This is a genomic window from Aneurinibacillus danicus, from assembly GCF_007991215.1.
GTDB classification, from domain to species: Bacteria; Bacillota; Bacilli; order Aneurinibacillales; family Aneurinibacillaceae; genus Aneurinibacillus; species Aneurinibacillus danicus.
The window spans coordinates 1-7265 of the sequence record NZ_BJXX01000179.1 but is presented as its reverse complement, the minus strand read 5'-3'; the positions used below and the strand labels follow the sequence as shown (position 1 = coordinate 7265).

9 protein-coding genes are annotated in these 7265 nt (G+C 50.7%); 5 read left to right on the top strand and 4 right to left on the bottom strand.

All coding sequences use genetic code 11. The features are described from left to right. Nucleotides 1-190 (bottom strand): hypothetical protein (locus ADA01nite_RS22445; protein ID WP_218029583.1); only part of this gene is annotated, 190 nt, incomplete at its 3' end. Between the two features lie 172 nt (nt 191-362). Between ADA01nite_RS22445 and ADA01nite_RS18800 the strand changes: the two genes are divergently transcribed. From ADA01nite_RS18800 to ADA01nite_RS22260, 4 genes are all read left to right on the top strand, one after another. Continuing rightward, nucleotides 363-1424 (top strand): phosphotransferase family protein, encoded by a 1062-nt coding sequence (locus tag ADA01nite_RS18800; RefSeq protein WP_146811965.1) that lies wholly within the window; start codon nt 363-365, stop codon nt 1422-1424. After that, on the top strand, nt 1421-2170 hold the full coding sequence (locus ADA01nite_RS18795) for a 2-phosphosulfolactate phosphatase (RefSeq protein ID WP_146811964.1): 750 nt from the start codon (nt 1421-1423) through the stop codon (nt 2168-2170). Before ADA01nite_RS18800 ends, ADA01nite_RS18795 begins: the two co-directional genes overlap by 4 nt. 41 nt (nt 2171-2211) lie before the next feature. After that, the gene (locus ADA01nite_RS18790) at nt 2212-3048 is read left to right on the top strand and encodes an aldo/keto reductase (protein ID WP_146811963.1); all 837 of its coding nucleotides are present in this window, start codon (nt 2212-2214) and stop codon (nt 3046-3048) included. A 156-nt stretch (nt 3049-3204) separates the two neighbouring features. After that, nucleotides 3205-3381 carry a hypothetical protein gene (locus tag ADA01nite_RS22260; protein WP_170230372.1) on the top strand — a complete coding sequence of 59 codons (177 nt, stop codon included), beginning with the start codon at nt 3205-3207 and terminating at the stop codon, nt 3379-3381. A gap of 173 nt (nt 3382-3554) precedes the next feature. On the opposite strand, the gene ADA01nite_RS18785 is transcribed toward ADA01nite_RS22260, so the two are convergent. Then, entirely contained in the window at nt 3555-3869 is a 315-nt protein-coding gene (locus ADA01nite_RS18785) for a hypothetical protein (protein WP_146811962.1), read from the bottom strand. 202 nt (nt 3870-4071) lie between these two features. Further along, a complete protein-coding gene (locus ADA01nite_RS18780; protein WP_146811961.1) occupies nt 4072-5178 on the bottom strand; it encodes a DUF3900 domain-containing protein in 1107 nt (368 codons plus the stop codon). Between the two features lie 172 nt (nt 5179-5350). On the opposite strand from ADA01nite_RS18780, the gene ADA01nite_RS18775 reads away from it, so the two are divergent. After that, nucleotides 5351-6127 carry a DUF4931 domain-containing protein gene (locus ADA01nite_RS18775; protein WP_146811960.1) on the top strand — a complete coding sequence of 259 codons (777 nt, stop codon included), beginning with the start codon at nt 5351-5353 and terminating at the stop codon, nt 6125-6127. A gap of 29 nt (nt 6128-6156) precedes the next feature. Here the strand turns inward: ADA01nite_RS18775 and ADA01nite_RS18770 are convergent. After that, on the bottom strand, nt 6157-7265 hold a 1109-nt coding region (locus ADA01nite_RS18770; RefSeq protein WP_246147420.1), incomplete at its 5' end, for an alpha-amylase family glycosyl hydrolase.

Sequence of the window (7265 nt, the reverse complement as noted above, 5' to 3'; positions counted from 1 at the left end):
TAGCTTTATTGCGCCAGCCAACTACCGTCGACAAAAACCGTCTGGCCGGTAATGAAATCTTCGGTTTCAGAGGATAACATCCGTATGGCTCCATGCAAATCGTCTGCATTCCCCAGCCGTTTAAACGGTGTTTTCCAAATTGAACTTCTGCATTTGCCGCATCTCCCCTTGTTCTGTTTTTCCGTTTCATTGTATTATTGTAAGAAAATGCAGTTGATTTATCATTTTATTTTAAATAGTTAAAACTGTATATACAAATCATCTTTATTATGGCGCACATCTATAACGGTACGGATGAAGTGCACCGTATGGTCGTCGCAAAAGAAGTACCCAAAATCATTCGGCTTATGGGGGAAATAAACATGGAAAACAAAGTGGAGTTTCTTGCTGTTCAGTCTGGAAAAGATGAAATTAACTGGTCAGCCGTACGCGAGTTTATCCTTGACGAGCTTGAAGATGTGCCCGATGCCCCGCTCAAAGTAAAGCAATTCTCAGCCGGCTATTCGAACCTGACCTACGCAATTGAAATGGGAGATTGGAAAGCGGTCCTGCGCCGCCCACCATTCGGACCGATTCCGCCGAAGGCGCATGACATGAAGCGCGAGGCCGAGATTCTACAGCGGATCCACCCGGTGTTTCCGCTTGCGCCGAAGGTCTATCTGTACAGCGAAGACCCGGCTCTGATGGACCGCCATTTCTATATTATGGAGCGCAAACAGGGCGTCGTATTAGATGACGAATTTCCGCCTGAATACGAAGCGAACGAAGAAACGGCCCGCAAGGTATCCGAAACAGTGGTCAACACGATGACTCAGCTGCATGCAATTGATTATGTACAAGCGGAACTGACCGATATCGGACGTCCGGACGGCTATCTCGAACGGCAGGTGCACGGCTGGATTAAACGCTATCACGCGGCGCAAACTGATGAGATTGCCGTTACCGGCGAAGTCGAGGCCTGGCTTGTGGGCAACATTCCCACCTCCCCTGCGCCAACCATTGTGCACAACGATTTCAAACTGAATAACATGATGCTGGCGGCGGATGATCCGCGTCGAGCGACCGCCGTTTTCGACTGGGAGATGTGCACGATCGGCGATCCGCTGACTGACCTCGCCTCTACCATGGCCTACTGGACCGAGCCGGGCGAAGGGGAAACCGGGCTGACATCCATTACGACATTCCCCGGTTTCATTACACGGCGTGAATTCATCGATTTTTATGCGCAAAAAAGCGGACGTGACGTCGGAAACATTGATTATTACCTTACGTTCGCCTTTTACAAGGTCGGCGTTATTCTTCAACAGATCTATTACCGCTGGAAGCAGGGCGGTGTCCAGGACGAAAGATTTGGCAAACTCGACAGCGGCGTGTACAATCTAATGCATCAGGCGCACCGGGCGATGCGCCGGGAGCTATTATGAGAAAAATCCACGTTCTAACCCAAAAAGAAAGCCTCAACCCCGAACGGCTTTCCGGGTGTACCGCCGTTGTCATCGACGTACTGTATGCCACCTCTACGATCGTCACAGCGCTGCATCATGGCGCACGGGCCGTTATCCCTGTTCTGCATCGGGAAGATGCCCTCCAGACGGCCGCAGCTTACAGAGAAACCGAATACCTGCTGTGCGGAGAAAGCGGCGGCTATACGCTGGATCAGTTTGTGAACCCTGACCCGCTGGAGCTGGCCACAGCCGGGATACACGGAAAAACAATCATTTTCTCATCAACCAACGGTACGGTTGCATTGAAAAAAGCAGCGACCGCCCGTACCGTCTATGCTTCTTCTTTGCTGAATGGCCATGCGGTGGCCGATCATATCCGTAGAAGCAGCGAAGAGGGCTCCATTGTCATCATCTGCGCCGGTTCGAATGGCCGTTTTGCGCTCGAAGACATGCTAGGGGCCGGTTATCTTATACAGGAACTCACTCACCATAACCCGGATGATTGGCAGCTCAGCGACGGGGCGTTTGCCGCGCGCAAGCTATTCGCCTCATGCGCCGACCGCCTCTCTGATACGTTGCTTCAAACGGAAACCGGGCGCTTCCTTGAAAAGCTAGGAGGCGTAGAGGGCATCCTGCATGCTGCACAGGCCGGTACCCTACCGGTCGTCCCGCTGATGCACGGGGAGGCACTTATGCCTGAGAAGACGGCAAACAAGAGTCACTGATTAAATGTAAAACAAGCGGTTCAAAACAGGAGGCGAAACAAATGATTCACAGCATTTCTGATTACACTACCCTTCATAACGGTGTTCGTATGCCCTGGCTGGGCCTTGGCGTATATAAGACCCAGGAAGGTGAAGAAGTCGAGCAGGCGGTCAAAGCGGCGATTGAGATCGGCTACCGAAGCATCGACACAGCAGCTCTGTATCACAACGAGAGAGGTGTCGGTAACGCGATCAAGATGTGCGGTGTGCCGCGTGAAGAGCTGTTCATTACAACAAAAGTATGGAATTCACATCAAGGATACGATGCCACGCTGCGCGCATTTGAAGAAAGCCGTCAGAAACTCGGACTCGAGTATCTCGACTTGTATCTCATCCACTGGCCGGTAAAAGAAAAGTATAAAGACACATGGCGCGCGTTTGAAAAACTGTATGAAGACGGGCTTGTGCGCGCAATCGGCGTTAGCAACTTTCATGTCCATCACCTAAAAGATTTGCTGATGGATGCCCGCATTATACCGATGGTTAACCAGGTGGAATTTCATCCGCGCCTGACGCAAAAGGAACTCCTCCGTTTCTGTAAGGAAAAAGGCATCCAGATGGAAGCGTGGAGTCCACTAATGCGAGGGCGCTTGCTAGATGATCCGGTGCTGAATGAGATTGGCCGCAAGTACGGTAAAACGCCGGCCCAGGTCATTTTGCGCTGGGATTTGCAGCACGGTGTCGTGACGATCCCGAAATCAGTGCATGCGGAGAGAATTGCTGCCAACGCGGATATTTTTGATTTTACACTAACAGACGAAGAGATGAATCAAATCGACGGGCTAAACCGCAATGAGCGCAGCGGCCAGGACCCCGATAATTTTCAATTTGATTTTTAACTGATGCTTGGATAAAAATTGTGCAAGGCGTCGGGCAAAACCCGGCGCCTTTCCCTTTCCGATCTCTTATGTTCTCTTTCCTTGCTTTTCATCCATCACGTATAGGCCATGCCCATTCTTGGGATAATGGATAAAAAAAACGCAGAGGTGAAAATAATGTGTCTCCTGCAAAAACAGCTTCGCACCCGCTTGAATAACGGCGTTCCCCGCCTATCATTCTACCGTATGATGAAAAGTGCCGAATTCGATGAATTATGCCGATTCTATACCCAGGACATGCTGACGTTTGAACAGCTAGAGCGCCGCGTCCGCTGCTTAGAGCGCCTCTTTTAGTCTTTTCCTCTCTATTCTATCTCTCTCCTCTCTTCTGGTATAAACCGGAGGGGAATTCGAACGTTCCGGGCACCGGGATGCTCGTCCTCTGTTTTTTCCAGCAAATATTCTGCATGGCGTAAAAAATAATGGAATGAACAGTTAGACAATAAAAATGCAGCGAGAAAGCCCCGCTACATTTTGTTCCGTCTGCATACCAGCTCCTCAAACCACTCTTCGTCTTTGCTGTCAAGCGCCATATCCAACAGCGCATTATAATCTTCATGTTCGAGCTGAAGCTCCCTGATTTTTTCCGCTACATCGAGAGGTACGCGAAAATGGCCGCTGCGCGCTAACGCGGAAGAAGAACCGTCTTTGACCGTCGGCACGAATACCGTCATCATCATCTGCGCCTTATTCATTTCTTTCACATAACCGGTAAGAAGCAATGTTTTCCCTTTGTCATTGTAAGGAAATTTCACCCATTCGCCTATGCTAAAGTGCTCCATACCTCCCATCCCCTTACCTGTATGACCATTTCAAATTCCTTTAGTAATATGGTAAGCAGGAGACAGGTCTTTGTTGCAAAACAATCTGGCAAAACAATAAATTTGGGTAAAGGCCCCCGCCTTTTTCACTATCGAAATCCCGTTCTCTTTCGTTTTCTCTCTTTCTCCGTTCCCTCATGGCTGGCGTTCCCTTTCATTCCCGTTAGAACGGAGGGGCGTCATCGTCTTCTGCGCCTTCATATGCCGGGCGCTCCGTCTGCTTTTCTTCAATGCGTGCGAGCACGTCTTCGAGCTGGTCCGGGCGCAGCAGTTCGACGGGCGAGACCCCTTTCTCAAACTGGAATGTATCCCCTTCAATGAGCACAACATACCGGTTGCCAAGCCTGGCGATATGGATATTCTCTCCGAAATCGGCCAGCAACGCTTTGACCGAGATGTGATTGAGCTTCAACTTCATCTCTAAATCCGGTTTCTGCTCCACCAGCGCCGCTGTCGCTTCCGCAACCTGCTCGCTCGACCACCGCTCCTGCAGTTCACGTTTCTCGCTTGCGGCCCAAATTTCCATCGCTTCTTCTTCCTGCTGACGCTCTTCGCTTTCTTCTTCATAGACGGCGTCGATATACTGCTGCACCAGACCTAAGACCTGCGTGTTCACAATCTCGGGCAGCGATTTCTCATATTCGACGAACTTTAGGAAATCTTCAAAATAACGTGCGTGAGAGGCCTGATGAATCTTCAACTCCCACTCTTCAAGCATGCCTTCTTCTGGCATATGCGGATACTGGATCGACTTCATATTTTTGGCGTTAATCGCCATCTCTACCTTTTTGACGAGACTGCGTTCATCGGTAATCGTTGCAATCTTCGGTTCAAAGTCACATTTCATGACGAACACAAACGGATCGTCAAAGTACTTCGTCAAACGGGCCCGCGCCACAATAAGCGCTCCGCCGCGGATGGCGCTCGTATTCATGTACGCGCGTACCAAATTCTCGCTATGACGGCGGAATTCTTCTTTATCGTCTGCACCACGCAGGCGGGCGAATAGATTGTAGTTCGGATTGCTGTCGAGTTCATGCCCGGGTTCGACGACGAAACGGCCAATCTTCGTCGGAGCCTGTTCCGTTTTTGGATTGCGCTCGACTTTCCGCTTGGCGGTACGCACAAATTCGCCATCCAAGAAATCTCTCAGCGTGCTATTCATATATTCCATTTCATCAAGTGTCTGATAATGTTTATATCCTTTCTCCCCTCTTTCTTCTTCGCCACGCACGACAAAAAAAGAAAGATATTGTACGGTAAACTCCATCTCTTTCTCCCCGTTCCCCATGTATTCTCATAGATTTTTATTGTACCTTGTTTGTCTGCGGCACGAAAGGGAGAATGTTGTCGCAGAGCACCGGGACGTTTTCATTCGGACGAAAATTAAGTATCATAATAATATAGGACGTTAAATTTTACAGAGACAAAGAGGATGGCCTATGTATACATATATGAACTTTCAGACCCGCATCGCGCAGACCAAACCGTCCACGCTGCACAATCAGGAAGAAAAGTGCCCGTTCTGCGATCGGGAGACAATCTTTAAGGAAGGTGTGGTCATTAGTCAGGACGGACCGTTCCTTTTAATCGAAAATAAATTCCAGACGCTCGAGCACGCTTATCAAATGGTGCTGGTGGAGACAATGACGTGCAAGGATGATTTATCCACGTACGATAAGCCCCACTTGCATGCGCTGTTCGACTTCGCCATGCGGAACTGGATGTCGCTTGAAGCAAGCGGACAATATCGTTCCGTCATCTTTTTTAAGAATCACGGTATTCACTCCGGCGGATCGATCTACCATGCGCATATGCAGCTGGTTGGGCTGGCCGACGTCGACTATCGCAAGCACCTTCACCCTGAACAATGGGCCGGTATCGTCATTGACCAGGCCCCGGGCGTCGAATTTAACATCTCCACCCGGCCGCGGGGCGGGTTTACCGAGTTCAATATCGTGCTCAGTGACCGAAACGCGCTCCACAAGATGGCCGAATATGTCCAGATTGCGGTACATTTTCTTCTCAACCACATGAACCGGCGCTATCAAAGCTACAACATCTTTTTCTATGAATATGAAGGCGACATTATCGCCAAGATCGTATTGCGCGCACCAGGCTCCCCCTATCTGATGGGATACTCGATTATCCAGGTGCCGAACAATCTTGACGAAACCGTCCGGCGCGTCCAGTCCTTGTACTTCTCAGACGCCAAATAAACAGCACAAAAGCAAGCCCGTGCTTCTTCTTAGGCTTGCTTTTGTGTATCGGTATGATAAGCCAACAACAATCGGCCACTGAGCGGCGGCAGTACAGCGCGAATCTTTCCGCTCACCGCTTCGACTGCTTCTCCATTGCCCGTTACATCATAAAGCGGCGGGATACTCCCCGCCTCGATTTCAATCTCCACCGTCTGCGTAAGACTGCGATTAAGCAGCACAAGTGCCGTATTGGTACGACCCGGCTGTCCGAATACGTCCGTCTCATTTTCCAGTTTCCGCACATAACCGTATACGTTCGACGAAGCCAAAACGAGCGATTCCCACGTACCTGTGCGAAGTACATTGTGCGCGTGACGCCAGCGGATAACCCGCCGATACCAGGCCAAAAGATCGCCATCCTGTTCACCCCATGGATACGGTCCCCGGTTCGCCGGGTCGTCCCCGCCTTCCATCCCGGCTTCATCCCCATAGTAGACACAGGGCATGCCCGGAAATGTCATCTGCCACAGCACCAGCAGTTTTAACCGCTTCATTGCGAGCGCACGGCGTTCTTCCTGCGAGATAGCAGAAGCCGGCAGTTCTTCCTGGAGCACGGTCAGCGCACGCGGCACATCATGACTGCCGATAAGGTTCATCAGACTGTAAAAATGCGGGCGCGGATAATTCTCATACAGGCTCATCAGCGCTCTGTGTGTCATAGCACTGTCTGCTCTGCCAAGCAAAAAATCGAGAGCGATACGCCGGAAGGGATAATTCATCACCGAATCAAGCTCGTCGCCCAGAAGGTATTTACGGCGGACGCCATAGCTAATCTTGTTTGTAGCATCTTCCCACACTTCGCCGATGAGAACCGCGTCCGGGTCCGCTTCTTTTAACGTGCGGCGAAACGCGCAAATGAACGCATCCGGCAGCTCATCAGCCACATCCAGCCGCCAGCCGCTGGCCCCCAGACGATGCCAGTGCTTTACTACGCTGTTTTCATTGTGCATGATGAAATCCTGATACGACGGATTCATCTCCTCCACATTCGGCAGCACGTCAATGCCCCACCAGCATTCATAGTCGTCCGGATGCCGGACAAACCGGTACCATTCATAATAGGGAGATTCCCTCCCCTGATACGCACCGAGACTAT

Coding starts and splice junctions, on each gene's coding strand:
- ADA01nite_RS22260 (WP_170230372.1), top strand. CDS start 3,205: ATGTGTCTCCTGCAAAAACAGCTTCGCACCCGCTTGAATAACGGCGTT.
- ADA01nite_RS18785 (WP_146811962.1), bottom strand. CDS start 3,869: ATGGAGCACTTTAGCATAGGCGAATGGGTGAAATTTCCTTACAATGAC.
- ADA01nite_RS18775 (WP_146811960.1), top strand. CDS start 5,351: ATGTATACATATATGAACTTTCAGACCCGCATCGCGCAGACCAAACCG.
- ADA01nite_RS18790 (WP_146811963.1), top strand. CDS start 2,212: ATGATTCACAGCATTTCTGATTACACTACCCTTCATAACGGTGTTCGT.
- ADA01nite_RS18800 (WP_146811965.1), top strand. CDS start 363: ATGGAAAACAAAGTGGAGTTTCTTGCTGTTCAGTCTGGAAAAGATGAA.
- ADA01nite_RS18780 (WP_146811961.1), bottom strand. CDS start 5,178: ATGGAGTTTACCGTACAATATCTTTCTTTTTTTGTCGTGCGTGGCGAA.
- ADA01nite_RS18795 (WP_146811964.1), top strand. CDS start 1,421: ATGAGAAAAATCCACGTTCTAACCCAAAAAGAAAGCCTCAACCCCGAA.